At 69.4% G+C, this 18,898-nt stretch carries 14 protein-coding genes and 1 pseudogene; 10 read left to right on the top strand and 5 right to left on the bottom strand.

What is annotated here, in order from left to right; translation table 11 throughout:
- Together ACJH6H_RS09080 and ACJH6H_RS09075 are read right to left on the bottom strand one after the other, a co-directional pair.
- On the bottom strand, window positions 1-1,299 hold the full coding sequence (locus ACJH6H_RS09080) for a D-arabinono-1,4-lactone oxidase (protein WP_212811560.1): 1,299 nt from the start codon (window positions 1,297-1,299) through the stop codon (window positions 1-3).
- Complete coding sequence (locus ACJH6H_RS09075) at window positions 1,296-2,552, bottom strand: alanine racemase (protein WP_212811559.1); 1,257 nt, start codon at window positions 2,550-2,552, stop codon at window positions 1,296-1,298. The genes ACJH6H_RS09080 and ACJH6H_RS09075 overlap by 4 nt, the downstream gene beginning before the upstream one ends.
- Before the next feature lie 101 nt (window positions 2,553-2,653).
- On the opposite strand from ACJH6H_RS09075, the gene ACJH6H_RS09070 reads away from it, so the two are divergent.
- A complete protein-coding gene (locus tag ACJH6H_RS09070; protein WP_244872563.1) occupies window positions 2,654-3,658 on the top strand; it encodes an AraC family transcriptional regulator in 1,005 nt (334 codons plus the stop codon).
- Here ACJH6H_RS09070 and ACJH6H_RS09065 read toward each other — a convergent pair.
- A pseudogene (locus ACJH6H_RS09065) lies at window positions 3,646-4,852 on the bottom strand (FAD-dependent monooxygenase). The gene ACJH6H_RS09070 and the pseudogene ACJH6H_RS09065 overlap by 13 nt on opposite strands.
- 47 nt (window positions 4,853-4,899) lie before the next feature.
- Here ACJH6H_RS09065 and ACJH6H_RS09060 point away from each other — a divergent pair.
- Window positions 4,900-6,570, top strand: a complete 1,671-nt coding sequence (locus ACJH6H_RS09060) for a sulfatase-like hydrolase/transferase (protein ID WP_212811557.1) — start codon at window positions 4,900-4,902, stop codon at window positions 6,568-6,570.
- Here ACJH6H_RS09060 and ACJH6H_RS09055 read toward each other — a convergent pair whose 3' ends face one another.
- The gene (locus ACJH6H_RS09055; RefSeq protein WP_212811556.1) at window positions 6,571-7,785 is read right to left on the bottom strand and encodes a serine hydrolase; all 1,215 of its coding nucleotides are present in this window, start codon (window positions 7,783-7,785) and stop codon (window positions 6,571-6,573) included.
- A 111-nt stretch (window positions 7,786-7,896) separates the two neighbouring features.
- Between ACJH6H_RS09055 and ACJH6H_RS09050 the strand changes: the two genes are divergently transcribed.
- The 8 genes from ACJH6H_RS09050 to pyrF all read left to right on the top strand — a co-directional run bounded on the left by ACJH6H_RS09050 (window position 7,897) and on the right by pyrF (window position 17,860).
- Entirely contained in the window at window positions 7,897-9,201 is a 1,305-nt protein-coding gene (locus ACJH6H_RS09050; RefSeq protein ID WP_406774748.1) for an MFS transporter, read from the top strand.
- A gap of 97 nt (window positions 9,202-9,298) precedes the next feature.
- Window positions 9,299-9,871, top strand: a complete 573-nt coding sequence (pyrR, locus tag ACJH6H_RS09045) for a bifunctional pyr operon transcriptional regulator/uracil phosphoribosyltransferase PyrR (protein ID WP_406774747.1) — start codon at window positions 9,299-9,301, stop codon at window positions 9,869-9,871.
- A complete protein-coding gene (locus tag ACJH6H_RS09040) occupies window positions 9,868-10,812 on the top strand; it encodes an aspartate carbamoyltransferase catalytic subunit (protein WP_267325448.1) in 945 nt (314 codons plus the stop codon). Before pyrR ends, ACJH6H_RS09040 begins: the two co-directional genes overlap by 4 nt.
- Entirely contained in the window at window positions 10,809-12,092 is a 1,284-nt protein-coding gene (locus ACJH6H_RS09035; protein ID WP_406774697.1) for a dihydroorotase, read from the top strand. Before ACJH6H_RS09040 ends, ACJH6H_RS09035 begins: the two co-directional genes overlap by 4 nt.
- On the top strand, window positions 12,089-12,592 hold the full coding sequence (locus ACJH6H_RS09030; RefSeq protein ID WP_212811553.1) for a transporter: 504 nt from the start codon (window positions 12,089-12,091) through the stop codon (window positions 12,590-12,592). The genes ACJH6H_RS09035 and ACJH6H_RS09030 overlap by 4 nt, the downstream gene beginning before the upstream one ends.
- Window positions 12,589-13,716: a glutamine-hydrolyzing carbamoyl-phosphate synthase small subunit gene (gene carA, locus ACJH6H_RS09025; protein ID WP_212811552.1), complete on the top strand. Its 1,128-nt coding sequence runs from the start codon at window positions 12,589-12,591 to the stop codon at window positions 13,714-13,716. Before ACJH6H_RS09030 ends, carA begins: the two co-directional genes overlap by 4 nt.
- On the top strand, window positions 13,716-17,057 hold the full coding sequence (gene carB, locus ACJH6H_RS09020; protein ID WP_212811551.1) for a carbamoyl-phosphate synthase large subunit: 3,342 nt from the start codon (window positions 13,716-13,718) through the stop codon (window positions 17,055-17,057). Before carA ends, carB begins: the two co-directional genes overlap by 1 nt.
- A complete protein-coding gene (gene pyrF, locus ACJH6H_RS09015) occupies window positions 17,054-17,860 on the top strand; it encodes an orotidine-5'-phosphate decarboxylase (RefSeq protein ID WP_406774696.1) in 807 nt (268 codons plus the stop codon). Before carB ends, pyrF begins: the two co-directional genes overlap by 4 nt.
- Here the strand turns inward: pyrF and ACJH6H_RS09010 are convergent.
- Window positions 17,848-18,885, bottom strand: coding sequence for a DUF2330 domain-containing protein (locus ACJH6H_RS09010; protein ID WP_406774695.1), 1,038 nt, complete (start codon window positions 18,883-18,885; stop codon window positions 17,848-17,850). The two genes, pyrF and ACJH6H_RS09010, sit on opposite strands and share 13 nt — an antisense overlap.
- Window positions 18,886-18,898: the final 13 nt, after the last annotated feature.

Raw genomic sequence — 18,898 nt, 5'->3', positions numbered from 1 at the left:
TCATTCTCCGAGTACCCGGTGCAGGTAGTCATTTGTGAATGTTCTTCTGGGGTCGAGCTTTTCGCGCACCGCGAGGAAGTCGTCGAACCGCGGGTAGGTGTCGCGCAGGTCCGCCGCGGTGCGGCCATGCATCTTGCCCCAGTGCGGACGCCCGTCGTAGCGGCGCATGATCTGCTCGACCGCGCGGAAGTACTCGGTCGGGTCGTCGCGCACATAGCGGTGCACCGCGATGTACGCGCTGCGGCGGCCGTACGCGGTGGACAGCCAGTTCTCGTCGTCGGCGGCGGCACGGACCTCGATGGGAAAGCCGATGCGCCAACCCCGTTGGGCGATCAGGCTGCGCACCTCGTCGAATGCGGCGCCCACCGACTCGTAAGGGACGGCGTACTCCATCTCGCGGAACCGCACCCTTCGTGGTGAGGTGAACACGCGGTCGGAGCGCTGGGTGTGCTCACGGTCGGACAGGAACCGGGTGACGGTGCGGTTCAGTGTGGGCACGGTGGACGGCAGCGCGCTGCCGACGGCGCAGATCGCTCCCAGCACGCCGTTCTCGATCAGTTCCTCCTCGACCCATTGCGACACCCGGTTGGTGGACTCCAGCGGGGTGTAGGCGGGCAGCCGGATATTGGCCTTGGTGAACGCGGTATCGGTGTGCGGAAACCAGAAGAACTCGAAATGGTCTGTGTGCGTGCAGCGTTCATCGAATGTCGCGACGACGTCGTCGATCGGTTCGACGCGTTCGATGGCGTGGATCGCGAAGCTCGGGACGCACTGCAGCGTCACCTCGACGATGATGCCCAGTGCGCCCAGGCCGACGCGCGCCGCCGGCAGCAACTCGCTGCTCTGCTCCTCGTCGATGCGGACCAGTTCGCCGGTGCCCGACACCAGGGTCAGCCCGACGACCTGCGTCGCCAGGCCGCCGAAGGCCAGGCCGGTGCCATGCGTGCCGGTCGAGATGGCGCCGGAGATGGTCTGGCGGTCGATGTCGCCCATGTTCTCGAGCGCGAGCCCGTGCCGCGCCAGTAGCTGCGTCAGCTGCCACAGCGGAGTGCCGCCGCCGACGGTGACCTGCCTGCGCTCCCGGTCGACGCTGATCACGCCGGCCAGGGCGCCCAGGTCCACCTGGATGTCGGGAGCGACGGCGATGCCGGTGAAGCTGTGCCCGGACCCGACGACCTTGATCAGCCGGCCGGTCGCCGTCGCGCGGGTGACGGCGTCACACACCGCCTCGATCGTGCTGGGCCGCAGGACTTCCGTCGGGTTGGCGGTCTCGCAGCGTCCCCAGTTGGTCCAGCTCACAGGAACGTCTTCCCTTCGCCTCGATAGGTGAGTGCCGTGCCGACGGTCGTGCCGGCATCGACCATGGCGAACGCGTCGACGTGCTCGCTGAGCTCGCCGGCCTTGCAGTGCCGGAACCACACGCGGTCACCGACGTTCAGTGCGGCAGCGGATTTTCCGGCCACGGGCGTCTGCACTTCGCCGGCCATCTCGGCGGACAGCAGACTCAGCCCCGGTGGCCAGACCGGCAGCGGCACGCGGTCCCGGGCCGGTGGTCCGGAGGCGATCCAGCCGCCGCCCAGCACTGTCGCGATCTGCGGCGTGGGCTTGCGCACCACGGACAGCGCGAATGCCGCGGCCGGGGCCGGGGTGAAGCCCTGGTAGGTGTCGAACAGGTGCGGGCCGAAAAGCCCACTGCCCGCTGCGATCTCGGTGACCGCCGGATCCGAGGCGGTGAATTCGATGGACCCGGTCCCGCCGCCGTTGACGAATTCGAGCTCGGCCACCTGCCGGACTGCGGCCACCGCGAGGCCGCGGCGCTCGAGCAGTTCGTCCTTGGAGCGGCGCTGCATCCACCGGATGAGCTGGGACCGCGCGGCCTGGCCGCGGACATCGTCACCGACCCCGGCGATCTGGGCCTCGTAGGACATCAGGCCCACCAGCGTGAAGCCGGGGCGGCCGGTGATCGCAGCGGCCAGGGCGCGGGCCTGCGCCGCGGTGTGCACGGGGGAGCGGCGCACCCCGAGGTGGCCGAGTACCGGTGCCTGCCACGAGGCGTCGAGGTCCAGGCAGACGCGCAGTGCCGGACGCGTCGACGGCGCGGCGACGCTGTCCACCAGGTCGAGCTGGGCGAGGGAGTCCACCATGAGCGTCACGCGCGCCGCCAGCTCCGGTGCCGACGCCAGCCGGGCGATCGCGGTGCGGTCGGCCGTCGGGTAGCCGACGACGACGTCGTCGTGCGGTGGGTGCTCGGCGTCGCCTGCGGCCAGCCACAGGGCTTCGGGCAATGTGAACGCCAGTACCCCCGCGTAGCCATCGAGGGCCGTGACGGCGTCCAGGATCGTCCGTGACCGGACCGATTTGGACGCCACTCGGATCGGCGTTCCTGCCGCGCGGCGGCGCAGGTCGTGCGCGTTGTGGTGCAGCGCAGCGAGATCGACGGCGGCGAGCGGCGTCTCCAGGTGCGCGGTGGCGGCGGTCAATGCCGGCCAGTAGATCTCCGGACGTGCCCACGACCCCTCGACGGAAGGCGGCTTCGACAGATCGACCGGCATTGACCACACCATGGATCGGGAGCTAACCGCATGTCGATGGGTGCGCACGAGGGCATCGGTGACCACAATGGGGGGAAATCCGGACACGTGTTGGAGGTGGGGTGGACAGGCACAGCGCGGCGTTGATCCCGACGTCGGTGCTCGTCAACGTCGTCGACGTCGCCGATCGCGCGGGTCTGCCCACGGAGCGGTGGCTGGCCGCGGCCGGCCTGACGGCCGCGACGCTCAATTCGCCCGAAACGCGGGTGTCGTTCCGGCAGGCGGCGCTCGTGCTGCGGCATGCGGTACGCGCCATGCCGGACCGGGGCCTCGGCATCGACGTCGGGGCCCGCGACATGTTCGTGTCCTTCGGCGTGCTCGGGCTGGCCATCCGATCGGCCGAAAACCTCGGCGCGGCAATGCAAGTGGGCCTGGAACTGCACCAGAGCGCGGGTAGCTTGATGGACGTCGGCGCCGAGCTGATCGGCGACACCTTCGCCCTGCGCGCCTACGAGCGTTCCCCGGAACCCGAGCTGCTGCCGTTCCTGTGTGAAGAGCTGTTCTGCAGCGTGCTCGTCACCGTCCGGACCGTGCTCGAGCTGCCGCAGCAGACACCGGAGTACGTCCAGGTCAATTACCCGCCGCCGGTGTACGCGCAGCGGTACCGCGAGTTCTTCGGCTGCCCGGTCCTGTTCAATGCCGACGCCAACCGGCTGGCGTTCCCGGATCCGCTGTGGTCGCAGCGGCTACCGCGCGCCGATCCGACGACGCACGCCGTCGCCGTCGCCGCCTGCCGTGACATGGTGACCCAGGGCGACCAGCCGACCGACGTGGTGCAGACCGTCGAGACGATGCTGCGCGAGAGCGTGCGCGATCCACTGACCATGGCCCAGGTCGCCAAGCGGCTCAACATCACCGAACGCACCCTGCGGCGGCGCCTCAGCGCCGATGGGCAGCAGTTCATCGCGTTGCGCGACAAGGTGCGCAGTGAACGCGCGCGATACTTGGTCCGTGAGACCGCGATGCCCATCCACGCCATCGCCGCCGAGGTCGGGTTCACCGACCCGCGGGAGTTCCGTCGCGCCTACATCAAATGGACCGGGCACGCCCCGACTCACGACCGATAGTCCGGCAGGTCGATCGACTCGGCGGTAGAGAACCATTTGCGCGCGGCCCAGGGCCGCAGCGGCCACCGCTGCACCCACTTCATGACCGCCGCCCCGATGGCGATGTCACGTTCGGACTGCGGCGCGTAGCCGTCGAGGCCGGCCGGCAGGTCCTGACACCGGTCGACGTACGGCCGCATGACGGTCTCGTAGCGGCGCAGTGCCGCCGCGATCCCTGTGGCGTCGAATGCCGCGGCCGGCCCGAGCTCACCGGCCAGCACGTACGCCCCGACCAGCGCCAGGCTGGTGCCCATGCCGGACAGCGGCGACGCGCAGTACCCGGCATCCCCACACAGGGTGACGCGGCCGGCCGACCAGGTGTCCATGTGAACCTGCACAAAATCGTCGAAATAGAAATCGTCGGATTGTGCTGCGGCACTCAGCAATTCATCGCAGTACCAGCCGGCGTCGCGGAACCTCGGCCAGCAGCGTCAGCTGCGCATCCATGTCGCGGCGGTCGTAGTCGATCGGCCCGGAACGGAAGGCCAGCCCGGCCTTGGCGGTCGACTCATCGTGCGACGGCCGCAGCGAGGCGTTGAGCCCGCCGGCGGCCTGGAACATCAGGAACCAGCCGTCCAGGCCGATCATGTCCGGTGCGGTGAACCAGGCGTTGTATCCGCCGAGTCGGCGGATGAACCGCTCCTCCGGGCCGAAAGCCAACTGCCGGACCGCGGAATGCGGACCGTCGGCACCGACGACCAGGTCGACCTCGACCACGGAGCCGTCGGTCAGCGTGGCCCGCACCCCCGACTCGTCTTCCTCGAGCACGGAAACCCGCGTGCCGAAGCGGTATTCGGCCACGTCGCGGGTCGCCTGGTAGAGCACATCGGTCAGGTCACCGCGCAGAATCTCGAGCGCGGAGACAATCCCGTTGCCGCCGAACGCCTCGACCGGCATCTCGGCACGGCGGGTGCCGTCGGCGCGCACCCAGGCGATGCCGCGCTGAAACAGGCACCGCTCGGTCATCGCAGGCAGCAGGCCCATTCGCGTGACCACCTCGCGGCCCGCGCCACGCAGGTCGACCGTCTGCCCGCCCGGGCGGATGCTCGGCGCCGCCTCGACGATCACCACCCGGTAGCCGTTACGTGCCAGCCAATGCGTCAAGGCGGGTCCGGCGACCCCGGCGCCGCTGATCAACACGGTCGGTTGCACCATGGCGAAAGCCTATGCGCACTGACAGCATTCACTCCTAGGCTGGCCCCATGGCAGACATCGACCGGCGCACAGTTCTCAAAGGCACGGCGGCGGTAGCGGGGGCGGCCGCGGCGGGGGTCGGTGGCTACCAGCTACTGTCGCGGGGCGGCCGCGAGCACTCGGCAAGCAGGCCCAACATTCTGGTGATCATCGTCGACCAGATGCGGGCGCCCCAATGGTTTCCCGCTGCCAGACAACTCGGCGAACTGCTACCCAACCTGGATCGGCTGCGACAGCGCAGCGTGTCCTTCGAGTCCCACTACTCGGCATCCAACATGTGCACGCCGTCGCGCGGCGTCCTGACCACCGGGCTCTACTCGCATCAAACGGGTTGCCTGTACACCGGGGAAGGCCCCACCGAATCCACCCTGGCGCCGCGCTTCCCGACGTGGGGCACCATGCTCCGCGACCAGGGCTACCGGACCTGGTGGTGGGGGAAGTGGCACCTGGGCCACATCTCCGACACCACCCCCGACGGCCTTGACGCTCACGGTTTCTCCGGCGGCACGTACCCGTCGCCCAACGGTGGCCCGAACCAGGGGCTCCAGGTCGACCACACCATCGCCGACCAGTTCGACGGCTGGTTCGCCGACCACGCGGGCAGTGGCCCGTGGTGCACCACGGTGTCGCTGGTGAACCCGCACGACATCTGCTGGTGGCCGAGAAACCCACTGCCGGACGATGTTCCGCGGGTGTTCTCCGGCACACCCGTCAACTTCGAGAACGCCGACGACCTGCGGCGGCGGGGCAAGCCGCAGCTGCAGATCGACTACATGAACTTCATGTCGCCGCTGATGACCGGCCCGGTGCCGTACTCGGGTCCCGACATGGCAGCGCAGTGGGCCCGGTGCCTCGACAACTACCTGTGGCTGCATCAGCAGGTGGACGTCCAGATCGGCCGCGTCCTGAACACTCTCGCGTCCCGCCCCGACGTCGAGCGCGACACCGTCGTGGTGTTCACCTCCGACCACGGCGAGTACGCCGGCTCGCACGGCCTGCGCGGCAAGGGCGCGGCCATCTATGAGGAGTCGATCCGGGTGCCGCTGTACATCCACGACCCGGCCGGTCACCTGACCCCCAAACCCGGCGAGCGCCGGCGGCAGCTCACCTCCAGCGTCGACATCGCACCGCTGCTGCTCACCATCGCGGCCGGCGGCAACGGCTGGCGCTCCGACAGCCGTTACGCCTACCTGCAGGCGCGCGGCGACATCGCCGCCATCGCGGCCGACCCGGGTGCAGCGGGCCGTCGGTGGGTAGCCCACGCGACCGACGACATGTCGGTCGAGGAAATGGCGACGCTGATGAAATCGCCTGCGGTGCAGAAGATGTTCGGCGGCGGCGCGGTGCCCACCGAGATTCCGACGTCGGCGCCCAGCCACATCGTCGCCGTGCGGACGCCCGACGCGAAGCTCGGCCGCTACGCGTACTGGCAGCCCGGCGGCATGGAAGCCGACCACAGCCGCAAGATCGACTACGAGCTCTACGACTACGAATCGCCCTCGGGCGCACACGAACTCGACAACCAGGCGGGCCGCAGCAGCAAGCAGGCCACGCTGCAGGGGTTGCTCGAAAACGAGGTGGTGCCCGAGCTGCGGGCCCCGCTGCCGGCCTGGATGCACGACGCCCAGGAACAGGGCATGGCAGACATGCAGCGGCTCACCGCAGCGCGGGCCGGCTAGTTACAGCCCCAGCGCCTGGTACGTCCGCTTCACGAATTTCGGTCGCGCCGAACGGAGTTTGGCCTGCGAGGCATTGCCGGCGACAGCTGCCGCGGCATCCACGCTGAGCTCCGGCTGATTCTGGATCAGGTAGATCAGGATCAGGTTCGCGTTCGGGTCGGCCTGCCACCACGTGCCGAAGGCGCCCGGCCAACTGAACGTGCCGGGGCCGCCGGGACCGAAGAACGGCGTCGCCTTGGCCTCGTCGGTGACCAGCGACAGGTTCAGCCCGAAGCCGCGGCCGATCCAGAACGGCGCACCCAGGAAGTTCTGCGACTTCTGCTCGGCGGTCAACCGGTCGGTCCGCATGGACCGCACGGATTCCTCCGACAGCACCCTTACTCCGTCGACCTCGCCGCCGGCCAGCAGCATCCGCGCGAACGTCAGGTAGTCGTCGACGGTCGACCAGAGTCCGCCGCCACCGGCGCAGAACGTCGGCGGCATCACCTGCGGTGGCCCCATCTTCCCGGGCTGCAGGCGCAGGGCGTCCCCGTCGGCGGCCAGCTGGTACATGGTCGCCGCGCGCCGCCGGCCCGAATGCGTCACCGCAAAACCGGTGTCGACCATGTTCAGCGGTTTGAAGATGCGCTCCGCCAACACATCTGGCAGCGGCTTGCCCTCGACGCGCGACAGCAGGAAGCCCAGCACGTCGGTCGACTGGCTGTAGGTCAGCGCGTCGCCGGGCTGGTGCGCCAGCGGCAGCTGTCCCAGCTCGGCCAGCCAGCGGTCGGGATCCTGCAGCGACTGCAGCTTGTTGTAGGCCCGGCCGAGTGGCGGCGGCACGGTGAATCCGTAGGCCAGACCGCCACGGTGGGTCATCAGATCCTCGACGGTGATGGGCCGCCGGGCGGGCACGGACCGGTCCAAGGGTCCGTCGAGGCTCGTCATCACGCGCGGGTTGGCGAGTTCGGGAATCCAGTTCGCGATGGGATCGGTCAGGGCGAGCCGGCCCTCGTCGACCAGCGTCATGGCCGCCGCGACCGTGATCGGCTTGGACATCGACGCGATACGGAAGACGGTGTCGCGCTCCATCGGCAGCTTGGCTTCCACGTCGCGGTGGCCGAGCGTGTTGACCTGCCGCACCGCGCCGTCCTGCCACACCAGCGTGACCGCGCCGGCCAGCAGGCCGGTGTCGATCGCCGCGCTGACCGATTCGGTGTTCGCGTCGAGATTCACCCCGTCACGTTAACCGGTGGGGGTGGGATGGTCGCGGTACCGTCCGAACCATCGGGAAGGTAGGCGATACTGCCTGACGTGGCTGCAGACGTGTCGACCCCGAGCACACCGATGAACAAGGTGGCGTTCGCCAGTTTCATCGGCACCGCGATCGAGTTCTACGACTTCTACATCTACGGGACGGCCGCGGCGCTGATCTTCCCGCAGGTGTTCTTCCCGAACCTGCCGCCCGCCATGGCGACCATCTCGTCGCTGGCCACGTTCGCGGTCGCGTTCCTGGCCCGCCCGATCGGCGCGGCGGTCTTCGGCCATTTCGGAGATCGGCTGGGCCGCAAGAAGACTCTGGTCGCGACGTTGCTGATCATGGGATTGTCGACCGTCGGCGTCGGCCTGGTGCCCAGCTCGGCCACGATCGGCCTGGCAGCGCCGATCATCCTGTTGATCCTGCGCGTGTTCCAGGGCTTCGCCGTCGGTGGGGAGTGGGCCGGTTCGGCCCTGCTGAGCGCCGAGTACGCGCCGGTAGGCAAGCGCGGCACCTACGGCATGTTCACCCAGCTGGGCGCCGGTGCCGGCCTGGCCGTCAGCAATCTGGTGGTGCTGATCGCCAACGTGACGATCGGGGAGAAGAGCCCGGTGTTCCTGGACTGGGGCTGGCGGCTGCCGTTCCTGTTCAGCGCGGTGCTGCTGGCCGTGGCGCTGTACGTGCGGCTGACCATCGACGAGACTCCCGTCTTCGTCGCCGAGCAGAAGCGGGGCACGGTGCCCCGCGCGCCGTTCTCGGAGCTGGTGCGCCGGCAGGGCAAGCAGGTGCTGCTCGGGGCCGGGTGCATGGTCGGCATCTTCACCATGAGCTTCCTCGGCGGCACCTATCTGATGAGTTACGCCAGCACCCGCATCCACCATCCGCGGACGCTGATCCTGTCGGTCGGCGTGCTGGCCGGGGTGTCGCTCATGGTGTTCTCGGCGATCTCGGCGGTGCTGTGCGACCGGTACGGGCGACGGCGCGTCATCCTGGTCGGGTTCGGGTTGGCGCTGCCGTGGGCATTCCTCGTCATGCCGCTCATCGACTCCGGCTCGCCGGTCGGGTTCGCGGTGGCGATCGCCGCCATCTTCTGCATCTTCGGGCTCGCTTACGGACCCATCGGCGCGTTCCTGCCTGAGACGTTCGCCACGCGGTACCGCTACACCGGGGCCGGCATGGCCTTCAATCTCGCCGGAATCGTCGGCGGCGCGTTGCCGCCGCTGGTCGCCGGCCCGCTCGTCGCCGCCCTCGGGAGCTGGGCCGTTGGGCTGATGATCGCGGTCTTCGTGCTGGTCAGCATCGTGTGCACGCTGGTGTTGCCCGAAACCCGGGGGACGGAGCTCGACGATACGGCGGGCGACATGCCCGACGAGGACGCCCTGGCGGCCTGCTAAGCTACGCGGCTAGTTAGACGTCCTTTAACGACCCGTCCAGAGAGGCGGAGAAGGAGGTCAGGTACTCGTGGCTGTCACAGGCAACGATGCAACTGGCGTGCCCGGCGGCTCGGACCGGGAACTGTTGTCCGCCGCTGATGTCGGCCGGACCATCTCGCGCATCGCGCATCAGATCATCGAGAAGACCGCGCTCGACGCGTCCGACGCCCCGCGCGTGGTGCTGCTCGGCATCCCGACCCGCGGCGTCACCCTGGCCACCCGGATCGCCGAAAAGGTCAAGGAATTCTCCGGTGTCGAGCTGCCGGCAGGCGCCCTCGACATCACGCTGTACCGGGACGACCTGAACTTCAAACCGCCGCGGGCGCTCGCCTCGACCTCGATTCCGGAGGGCGGCATCGACAACGCGACGGTGATCCTCGTCGACGACGTCCTGTACTCGGGCCGCTCCGTGCGCTCGGCCCTCGACGCGCTGCGCGACATCGGCCGCCCCCGCATGGTGCAGCTGGCCGTCCTCGTCGACCGCGGTCACCGCGAACTGCCCATCCGCGCCGACTACGTCGGCAAGAACGTCCCGACGTCGCGCACCGAGAACGTCAAGGTGCGGCTGTCAGAGACCGATGGCGGAGACGATCACGTCTCCATTGCGCCCTATGGAGGACCCGCCCGGTGAAACACCTGTTGTCCGCCTCGGACCTGAGCCGCGACGCGGCGACGGCCATTCTCGATGACGCCGACAAGTTCCGCGAAGCGCTGCTGGGCCGCGACGTCAAGAAGCTCCCGACGCTGCGTGGCCGCACCGTCATCACGATGTTCTACGAGAACTCCACCCGCACGCGGGTGTCGTTCGAGGTGGCCGGCAAGTGGATGAGCGCCGACGTCATCAACGTCAGCGCCTCCGGTTCGTCGGTGGCCAAGGGCGAGTCGCTGCGGGACACCGCGCTGACCCTGCGCGCCGCGGGTGCCGATGCGCTGATCATCCGGCACCCGGCTTCCGGTGCGGCACAACAACTTGCGGCATGGACCCGCGACGAACACGGCGGGCCGTCGGTGATCAACGCGGGTGACGGCACCCACGAGCACCCGACGCAGGCGCTGCTCGACGCGTTGACCATCCGCCAGCGCCTGGGCGGTCTCGAGGGCCGGCGCGTGGTGATCGTCGGCGACATCCTGCACAGCCGGGTGGCGCGCTCCAACGTCTCGCTGCTGTCGACGCTGGGCGCCGAGGTCGTGCTGGTGGCGCCGCCGACACTGCTGCCGGTCGGGGTCGGGGACTGGCCGGTGACCGTCTCGCACGACCTGGACGCCGAACTGCCGGCCGCCGACGCGGTACTGATGCTGCGGGTGCAGGCCGAGCGGATGAACGGCGCCTTCTTCCCGTCGGCGCGCGAGTACTCGGTGCGCTACGGACTGTCCGAGAAGCGCCTGGCCGGCTTGAGCGAGGACACGGTGGTGCTGCACCCCGGTCCGATGCTGCGCGGCATGGAGATCGCCTCGTCGGTCGCCGATTCGTCGCAATCAGCTGTACTGCAACAGGTTTCGAATGGGGTGCATGTTCGTATGGCAGTGCTGTTCCAGCTTCTCGTCGGCGCGGGCCGGGAGGTGATCGCGTGAGCACGCTCATTCGCGGCGTCCGGCTGTACGGCGAGGGTGATCCGGTCGATGTGTTGATCGCCGATGGGCAGATCGCCGAAATCGGTAGCGGTCTGACGGCCGACGAGGTCATCGACGCCGCCGGCCAGATCATGCTGCCCGGCTTCGTCGACCTGCACACCCACCTGCGCGAGCCCGGCCGCGAGTACGCCGAGGACATCGAAACCGGCTCGGCGGCAGCCGCACTCGGCGGTTACACCGCGGTGTTCGCCATGGCCAACACCGATCCGGTCGCCGACACCGTCGTGGTCACCGACCACGTCTGGCACCGGGGACAGCAGGTCGGCCTGGTCGACGTGCACCCCGTCGGCGCCGTCACCGTCGGGCTCGAGGGCAAGCAGCTCACCGAGATGGGCCTCATGGCCGCCGGTGCCGGGCAGGTCCGGATGTTCTCCGACGACGGCATCTGCGTCGATGACCCGCTGGTGATGCGCCGGGCATTGGAATACGCTGCGGGACTTGGGGTTCTGATCGCCCAGCACGCCGAGGAACCGCGCCTGACCGTGGGCGCCGTCGCCCACGAGGGCCCGAACGCCGCCCGGCTGGGACTGGCCGGCTGGCCGCGCTCGGCCGAGGAGTCCATCGTGGCCCGCGACGCGATCCTGGCCCGCGATGCCGGGGCCCGGGTGCACATCTGCCACGCCTCCACCGCGGGCACCGTCGAGCTGATCAAATGGGCCAAGGCGCAGGGTATTTCGATCACCGCCGAGGTCACCCCGCATCACTTGCTGCTCGACGACAGCCGGCTCGCGGACTATGACGGCCGTAACCGCGTCAACCCGCCGCTGCGCGAGGCCAGTGACGCCGAGGCGCTGCGGCAGGCCCTGGCCGACGGTGTGATCGACTGCGTCGCAACCGATCACGCCCCGCACGCCGAGCACGAGAAGATGTGCGAGTTCGCCCACGCCCGTCCCGGCATGCTCGGCCTGCAGACCGCGCTGTCGGTGGTGGTCGAGACCATGGTGGCGCCCGGACTGCTCAGCTGGCGCGACGTCGCCCGCGTGATGAGCGAGGCCCCGGCCGCCATTGTCGGCCTGCCCGACCAGGGCCGCCCGCTGGCGGTCGGCGAACCCGCCAACCTGACCGTGGTGGACCCCGACGCGACCTGGACGGTGCAGGGCACCGGCCTGGCCAGCCGCTCGGACAACACGCCGTACGAGTCGATGACGCTGCCCGCCGCCGTCACGCTGACGATGCTGCGCGGCAAGGTGACCGCGCGGGATGGGCAGTCGCCTGCATGAACACAGGGACTCTGATCACCTACCTGGTGCTGGCCGCCGTCGTGGTGGTGCTGCTGGGCTTCGCGATCCGGCAGATGCTCAAGGGCTGGGTGCACCGGGTGCAGCGGCAGGCCGGCGCCGTCGGCCTGCTGCCCGCGCTGCCCGACACCGTGGGACCGGCGATCGTGCCGGCCACCAAGGGCATGTACATCGGCAGCACCTTCGCGCCGAGCTGGCAGGACCGAATCGCGGTGGGCTCACTCGGGTTTCGCAGCAAGGCCGTGCTGACGCGCTACCCCGAGGGCATCATGCTGCAACTCACGGGCGGCAGCCCGATCTGGATTCCCGACGAATCCATCACCGCGATCCGCACCGAGCGGGCCATCGCCGGCAAGGTGCTCACGTACGACGGGATTCTCGCCATCCGGTGGCGGCTGCCGTCGGGTACCGAAATCGATACCGGATTCCGCAGCGACGACCGTCGCGAACTGGCCAAATGGGTTGAGGAGGACAGTAAGTGACGAGTGACCAGACCGCCGTACTGGTGCTGGAGGACGGCCGGGTGTTCACCGGGACACCGTTCGGCGCCGTGGGCCAGACGTTGGGTGAGGCGGTGTTCTCCACCGGCATGTCCGGCTACCAGGAGACGCTGACCGACCCGAGCTACCACCGGCAGATCGTGGTGGCCACCGCGCCGCAGATCGGCAACACCGGCTGGAACGGCGAGGACAACGAGAGCCGTGACGACAAGATCTGGGTCGCCGGCTACGTCGTCCGCGACCCGTCGCCGCGGGCGTCCAACTGGCGCGCCACCGGCACACTCGACGACGAACTGGTGCGCCAGGGCATCGTCGGTGTGGCGGGCGTCGACACCCGCGCCATCGTGCGGCACCTGCGCAACTTCGGGTCGATGAAGGCCGGTGTCTTCTCCGGCCCGGCCCTGGCCGACATCGACACCCTGGTGGACCGCGTCCGCAACCAGCCGTCGATGCTGGGTGCCGACCTGGCCGGCGAGGTCAGTACTGGCGACCGCTACGTCGTCGAACCCGTTGGTGCGGAGCGCTTCTCGATCGCGGCCATCGACCTCGGGATCAAGACCAACACCCCGCGCAACTTCGCGGCCCGCGGCATCCGCAGCCACGTGCTGCCGTCGTCGGTGACGTTCGACGAGGTCGCCGCCCTCAAGGTCGACGGGGTGTTCCTGTCCAACGGCCCGGGTGACCCGGCCACCGCCGACCACATGGTCGAGTTCACCCAGCAGGTGCTCTCGGCCGGAATCCCGTTGTTCGGCATCTGCTTCGGCAACCAGATTCTGGGCCGTGCGCTCGGTCGCTCGACCTACAAGATGACCTTCGGCCACCGCGGTATCAACATCCCGGTGGTGGAGCAGGCCACCGGACGCATCGCGATCACCGCGCAGAACCACGGCTTCGCGCTGGAAGGCGAGGCCGGGGAAGAGTTCGACACCCCGTTCGGCCGCGCCGTGGTCAGTCACACCTGCGCCAACGACGGTGTGGTGGAAGGTGTTTCGCTGCTCGACGGGCGCGCCTTCTCGGTGCAGTACCACCCGGAGGCAGCAGCCGGTCCGCACGATGCCGAGTACCTGTTCGACAAGTTCGCCGATCTCATGGCAGGGGAGAAGTAATGCCACGCCGCTCAGACCTCAACCACGTCCTGGTGATCGGGTCCGGCCCGATCGTCATCGGCCAGGCCTGCGAGTTCGACTACTCGGGCACCCAGGCCTGTCGCGTGCTGCGCGCCGAGGGGCTGCAGGTCAGCCTGATCAACTCCAACCCGGCGACGATCATGACCGACCCGGAGTACGCCGACAACACCTACGTCGAGCCCATCACCCCGGCATTCGTCGAGAAGATTTTTGCGCAGCAGGCCGAGCGCGGTAACAAGATCGACGCGGTGCTGGCCACCCTCGGCGGGCAGACCGCGCTCAACACCGCGGTCGCGCTGCACGAGAACGGGGTGCTCGAGAAGTACGGCGTCGAGATGATCGGCGCGGACTTCGATGCCATCCAGCGCGGCGAGGACCGGCAGAAGTTCAAGGACATCGTCGCCAAGGTCGGCGGCGAATCCGCCCGCAGCCGCGTCTGTTTCACCATGGACGAGGTCCGCGAGACCGTCGCCGACCTCGGCCTGCCGGTCGTGGTCCGCCCGTCCTTCACCATGGGCGGCCTGGGTTCGGGCATGGCCTACACCAACGAGGACGTCGAGCGGATGGCCGGCGACGGCCTGGCCGCATCGCCTTCGGCCAATGTGCTGATCGAGGAATCGATCTACGGCTGGAAGGAATACGAGCTCGAGCTGATGCGCGATCACCACGACAACGTCGTGATCGTCTGCTCGATCGAGAACTTCGATCCGATGGGCGTGCACACCGGCGACTCGGTGACCGTCGCGCCGGCCATGACCCTGACCGACCGCGAATACCAGATCATGCGCGACCTCGGCATCGCCATCCTGCGCGAGGTCGGCGTCGACACCGGTGGCTGCAACATCCAGTTCGCCATCAACCCGGCCGACGGCCGCCTCATCGTCATCGAGATGAACCCGCGCGTGTCGCGCTCGAGCGCATTGGCTTCCAAGGCAACGGGTTTCCCGATCGCCAAGATCGCCGCGAAGCTGGCCATCGGCTACACCCTGGACGAGATCGTCAACGACATCACCAAGGAAACCCCGGCCTGTTTCGAGCCGACCCTGGACTACGTCGTCGTCAAGGCACCGCGGTTCGCCTTCGAGAAGTTCCCCGGCGCCGACCAGACGCTGACCACCACCATGAAGTCGGTGGGCGAGGCGATGTCCTTGGGCCGCAACTTCATCGAGGCGCTCGGCAAGGTGATGCGGTCGCTGGAGACCAAGCGCGCCGGGTTCTGGACCGGAACCGATCCCGACAAGACGCTCGACGAACTGCTCACCGGACTGCGCACCGCGACCGACGGCCGGCTGTACGACATCGAACAGGCGCTGCGCCTTGGTGGTTCGGTCGAGGTCGTCGCCGAGGCCTCGGGTGTGGACCCGTGGTTCGTCGACCAGATCGCCACCCTGGTGGCGCTGCGCGGCGAACTCGTCGACGCGCCCGTGCTCAACGAGCGTCTGCTGCGCCGCGCCAAGCACAGCGGCCTGTCCGACCGCCAGATCGCCGCGCTGCGGCCGGAATTGGCGGGCGAGGCCGGTGTGCGCGCACTGCGCGAGCGGCTCGGCATCCGGCCGGTGTACAAGACCGTCGATACCTGCGCGGCCGAGTTCGACGCCAAGACGCCGTACCACTACAGCAGCTACGAGCTGGACCCGGCGGCCGAGACCGAGGTGGCGCCGCAGACCGAGAAGCCCAAGGTGCTGATCCTGGGCTCGGGCCCGAACCGCATCGGACAGGGCATCGAGTTCGACTACAGCTGCGTGCACGCGGCAACCACGTTGAGCCAGGCCGGTTTCGAGACCGTCATGGTGAACTGCAACCCGGAGACGGTCTCGACCGACTACGACACCGCGGACCGGCTGTACTTCGAGCCGCTCACCTTCGAGGACGTGCTCGAGGTGTACCACGCCGAGCAGGCCTCCGGCGCCGGTGGCCCGGGCGTGGTCGGCGTGATCGTGCAGCTCGGTGGCCAGACCCCGCTGGGCCTGGCCGACCGGCTCGAGAAGGCCGGGGTGCCCGTCGTCGGTACCAGCCCCAAGGCCATCGACCTGGCCGAGGACCGCGGCGAGTTCGGTGAGGTGCTGCGCGCGGCCGGGTTGCCGGCTCCGCGCTTCGGCACCGCAACGAGTTTCGAGCAGGCCCGCAGGATCGCCTCCGACATCGGCTACCCGGTGCTGGTGCGCCCGTCGTACGTGCTGGGCGGCCGCGGCATGGAGATCGTCTACGACGAGCAGACGCTGCAGGGCTACATCGAGCGGGCCACCGAGCTCTCGCCCGAGCACCCCGTGCTGGTCGACCGGTTCCTCGAAGATGCCATCGAGATCGATGTCGACGCGCTGTGCGACGGCACCGAGGTGTACATCGGCGGCGTGATGGAGCACATCGAGGAAGCCGGCATCCACTCCGGCGACTCGGCCTGTGCGTTGCCGCCGGTCACGTTGGGCCGCACCGACATCGCGGCCGTGCGCAAGGCCACCGAGGCCATCGCCCACGGCATCGGCGTGGTCGGTCTGCTGAACGTGCAGTACGCGCTCAAGGACGACGTGCTCTATGTCCTGGAGGCCAACCCGCGCGCCAGCCGCACGGTGCCCTTCGTGTCGAAGGCCACCGCGGTGCCGCTGGCGAAGGCCTGCGCCCGGGTCATGTTGGGCGCCACCATCGCCGAGCTGCGGGCCGAGGGCATCCTGGCCGCCGAGGGCGACGGCGCCAGTGTCGCGCCCAACGCGCCGATCGCGGTGAAGGAAGCCGTCCTGCCGTTCCACCGGTTCCGCAAAGCCGATGGCTCGCAGGTGGATTCGCTGCTCGGGCCGGAGATGAAGTCGACCGGCGAGGTCATGGGTATCGACAGCGATTTCGGTACCGCGTTCGCCAAGAGCCAGACCGCGGCCTACGGCTCGCTGCCTTCGGGCGGCACGGTGTTCGTGTCGGTGGCCAACCGCGACAAGCGCTCGCTGGTGTTCCCGGTCAAGCGTCTGGCCGACCTCGGCTTCCGGGTGCTGGCCACCGAGGGCACCGCGGAGATGCTGCGCCGCAACGGCATTCCGTGCGAGGTTGTGCGCAAGAACTTCGAAGAGCCCAGCCCGGACCGTCCGGCCATGTCGGCGGTCGACGCCATCAAGGCCGGCGAGGTCGACATGGTGATCAACACGCCGTACGGCAACTCGGGTCCGCGCATCGACGGCTACGAGATTCGCTCGGCCGCGGTGTCGGCCAGCATCCCGTGTGTGACGACGGTGCAGGGCGCGTCGGCCGCGGTGCAGGGCATCGAGGCCGGTATCCGCGGGGACATCGGCGTGCGGTCGCTGCAGGAGCTGCACAGCCAGTTGGGCGCGAAGTGAGCTTCGGCTCGCGGTTGCGGGCCGCCATGGCACAGCGGGGTCCGCTGTGCCTGGGCATCGACCCGCACCCCGAGCTCCTGAGCGCCTGGGGTCTGCCGGTGTCGGCCGACGGTGTCGCGGCGTTCAACGACATCTGCGTCGAGGCGTTCGCGGGCTTCGCGATCGTCAAGCCGCAGGTCGCGTTCTTCGAGGCCTACGGTTCGGCGGGCTTCGTCGTGCTGGAACGCACCATCGCCCGGCTGCAGGAGGCCGGCGTCCTGGTGCTGGCCGACGCCAAGCGCGGTGACATCGGCTCGACCATGGCCGCCTACGCGCAGGCGTGGGCGGGCGATTCGCCGCTGGCTGCCGACGCGGTGACGGCGTCGCCGTACCTCGGCTTCGGCTCGCTGCAGCCGCTGCTCGATGTCGCGGCCGTCCACGGCCGCGGGGTGTTCGTGCTGGCCGCCACGTCCAATCCGGAGGGTGCGTCGGTGCAGCGCGCGGTGGCGGGCGAGCGCACCGTGGCGCAGACGATCGTCGACGATGTCGCCGCGGTGAATGCCGCGGGCGACGGCTCGGTCGGTGTCGTCGTCGGAGCCACGCTGGCCGAGGTCCCCGATCTGTCGCAGCTCGGCGGACCGGTGCTGATGCCCGGCGTCGGCGCGCAGGGCGGCCGCCCGGACGCGCTGGCCGGTCTCGGCGGCGCTCAGCCGGGCACCCTGCTCCCGGCGGTGTCGCGTGAGGTGCTGCGGGCCGGGCCGGACGTCGCGGCCGTGCGGGCCGCGGGGGAGAAGCTCCGCGACGCCGTGGCCTATCTGGCCTGACGCCGCCGGCGCCACCAGAGCACCCCGACCAGTACCCCGGCGCCAAGCGCGGCGCCGATCAGTGCCAGGCCCGAGACGTCGCCGTGGTTGCGCGTCAGGTAGATCACCTGCGCGTAGTCGGAATCGGTTGCGGCCCGGGTGAATACGTAGTCGCCGTCGATGCGCTGCGGCTCGCCGAGGTAATTCGTCCAGCGGGTCAGATAGTGACCCCGGTACGACGTGAGCGCCGGGGTGTCGACGCGTCCGGCGTACTGCAGCGTCGCCGCGTTGCCGGGCACGGGCACCGCACTGGGATTCATCCGGTGGTCGGCCAGCACGTACAGATCGACGCGCTGCGGAGCCTTCGCCGACCGGGACAGCCGCATCGGATAGACGGCCGTGTCCGAGGCGAACGACAGCCGCAGCGGCTGCAGGGTTCCGGACAATGTCGCGCCGGCGGCATCCGCAGCGAGCTGGATCGCGACGATCTCCCAGCGCGCCGCGACGTATGGCGCCAGGTTGGTATCGAGCCCGTCGGGGTGGGGGAAGCCTTTGTCCGTCAACCAGTGCGCCAGGGCCGTGGGGTCGTCGCCGGCCAGGCGCGTGACGTCGAACGGCCCGATCCGCCGGCTGCCCAGCACGTTGACGCCGCCCGGGCGCGCACCAGCCGCGTCGAGGGCGCCGCGGGAGCCGGCGGTGAGCCAGTCGAAGGTCGGCCACCAGCTGTCGTGGTATTCGATCCTGGGCGCCGTGAGGCGCGCCAGCTCGTCGAACACTGCGCCGTCGCCCAGCGTGACGTGCGCGACCGACGGCACGGGCATCACCCAGGCGGCCCGATCCGAGGCGCCGCTGACCCCGAACGACATCAGGATGTCCTCGGTGCTGCCGTCCCAGGCGATCAGGGCCCGCTCGTCGACGACGGTCGCGCCAGGATGGTCCGGGATGTAGGCGCCGCAACCGCAGGCCCAGGCCGGCGCTGCGATGTTCGCCGTCAGCGTGGCGAACAGCAGCATCAGGACGCACAGCGACCGGTACGCGACAGCCATCGGCATGAACGTA

This window comes from Mycobacterium sp. SMC-21 (genome assembly GCF_045310825.1).
GTDB lineage: Bacteria > Actinomycetota > Actinomycetes > Mycobacteriales > Mycobacteriaceae > Mycobacterium.
The sequence above is the reverse complement of the archived record's forward strand: the minus strand, read 5'-3'. Positions and strand labels throughout refer to the sequence as shown.

Coding starts and splice junctions, on each gene's coding strand:
- ACJH6H_RS09010 (WP_406774695.1), bottom strand. CDS start 18,885: ATGGCTGTCGCGTACCGGTCGCTGTGCGTCCTGATGCTGCTGTTCGCC.
- ACJH6H_RS09030 (WP_212811553.1), top strand. CDS start 12,089: ATGAACACAGGGACTCTGATCACCTACCTGGTGCTGGCCGCCGTCGTG.
- ACJH6H_RS09075 (WP_212811559.1), bottom strand. CDS start 2,552: ATGCCGGTCGATCTGTCGAAGCCGCCTTCCGTCGAGGGGTCGTGGGCA.
- ACJH6H_RS09060 (WP_212811557.1), top strand. CDS start 4,900: ATGGCAGACATCGACCGGCGCACAGTTCTCAAAGGCACGGCGGCGGTA.
- carB (WP_212811551.1), top strand. CDS start 13,716: ATGCCACGCCGCTCAGACCTCAACCACGTCCTGGTGATCGGGTCCGGC.
- ACJH6H_RS09050 (WP_406774748.1), top strand. CDS start 7,897: ATGAACAAGGTGGCGTTCGCCAGTTTCATCGGCACCGCGATCGAGTTC.